Origin of the sequence: Microcoleus sp. B3-A4 (assembly GCF_036705385.1) — a bacterium.
Classification (GTDB): domain Bacteria; phylum Cyanobacteriota; class Cyanobacteriia; order Cyanobacteriales; family Microcoleaceae; genus Microcoleus.
Map to the genome: position 1 here is coordinate 1 of NZ_JAUBUI010000196.1, position 2,044 is coordinate 2,044.

Below are 2,044 nucleotides of genomic sequence, written 5' to 3' on the forward strand. Positions count from 1 at the left end.
ACAGTGAGGCCATCGCAGCCTTCGAGAATGCCTTAGAAATTGACCCCAAATTCCACATGGCCTGGAACGGGCTGGGCGCTACCCTACAAGATTTGGGCCGCTACAGTGAGGCGATCACAGCCTTCGAGAATGCCTTAGAAATTGACCCCAAATTCCACATGGCCTGGAACAATATGGGCAATGCCCTAAATGATTTGGGCCGCAACAGTGAGGCCATCGCAGCCTTCGAGAATGCCTTAGAAATTGACCCCAAATTCCACATGGCCTGGAACGGGCTGGGCAATGCCCTAAATGGTTTGGATCGCAACAGTGAGGCCATCGCAGCCTTCGAGAATGCCTTAGAAATTACAGGCGATCAATTCTGGCCAGCTTGGGCAAATCGAGGTTGGGCATTTTTCAACTCCGGGTGCTACATTGAAGCTATTCAAAACTGGGATGAAGGCTTGCAGAAATATCAGTCCAGCAACCGCGACTATCGCCTCGCTTGTGGCAGATTGCACCAGCAAAAAGGCGATGCACACTACAAACACCGCAAACAAACAGCCACATATTTTGAATCTTTCCCCAAAGCCAAAGCCAGCTACGAACAAGCCCGCGAATTATTGAAATCGCCCCTCATTCCAGAAACTTATTTAGAAGTAATGCAAGGCTTAATTACCGCCTGCCACAGCTTGGGAGATCCCAAAACCAGCGAGTACCTTACCGAAGCTACTACCGTCTTAGAAAATTTACTTTTAGACAACGAAACTCACACCGAAATCAAACTGCGACTCCAGCGCAAATTTGCCGGACTGTACCAGTTAGAAGTCGATACCCTCGTCAAGTCTGGCAAGAAGATAAATGCACTAGAAAAAGCCGAATCGCGGAAAAACTTTTGCTTGCAATGGATGCGCGCAGGTTCGCCCAACCGCACCGATAGCCCGACTTATCTGCAAATCCGATACTTGCTGGCAAACAACACCGCAACAGCGATAATTTACTGGCATCTAAGCCCAGTTTTCCTGACAGCTTTTATCATTACCCCAGACAAGTTTAAAGCAATCTCCACACCATTCACCGATTTATTCCCAAATCCCAACAGTCCGAGTTTAGAAAACTGGCTGACCGACTGGAAAACCAACTATCAAAATTACTGCAAAACTAGCAAAGAACAAAGCAAAGAATCCCATCCCTGGCGGCAATCAATGATGGCGCAATTGCAAAAACTCGCTGACATCCTCAAAATTCCCGAAATTTGCACGCACCTCACCAATATCCAACACTTAATCTTAATTCCCCACCGCGACTTGCACCTCCTCCCCCTAGATGCCCTGTTTCAGCCTCCTTTTCCTACGCTGCTACAGAATACTGAACGCGAGCAAATCCGCACAATTAGCCGCCTCCCCAGCGCTCAAATTGCCATCCTTCAGCAACAGCAAAACCCCACGGAAACAGTTCCAAATTCACTGCTGATGGTAGAGCACTCCCAAGGCAAAAGTGCATTAAAATACACAGAAATAGAAGCAGCCGCCATCCGTCAATTTTACCCGACTCAGCGCCCCTCCAATGCCACCACAAAAACCGCAATTATTCAAGCACTCAAAGCGAATAATGGCATTTTTCATTATACAGGTCACGCCTACCACAACACCGAAAAATCCGAAGCTTCCGCCTTAATCTTAGCCAGCGGTGAAGAATTGACATTGACCGACATTTTGCAGTTAAATTTTGTCAACTATTACCTAATCTGCCTCAGCGCTTGCGAAACCGGCTTCACCAAGACAGGCGAGTTAATCGATGAATTCGTGGGCATAGCCAGTGGCTTTTTGCCAGAAACCAATTATATTATCAGCACACTGTGGCGAGTGGACGAACGTTCTAGCGCTTTGTTAATGATTTATTTCTACCAGTTATGGAAGCAGGGAATCCAGCCGCCGTTCGCCCTGCAACAAGCAAAAGATTGGCTCAGAGAACTCACGAATGGTAAGCTAAGTAGGTCGGCGGGAAAAATCACCAGTATGTAACAAAACATTAAGTAGGGTGACGGGACTTAAATTTAATACGT

1 protein-coding gene is annotated in these 2,044 nt (G+C 47.2%); it reads left to right on the forward strand.

Features of this window, described 5'->3' with window-relative positions; genetic code table 11:
• On the forward strand, nt 1-2,003 hold a 2,003-nt coding region (locus tag QUB33_RS29275), incomplete at its 5' end, for a CHAT domain-containing tetratricopeptide repeat protein (protein WP_333358140.1).
• Nucleotides 2,004-2,044 lie beyond the last annotated feature (41 nt).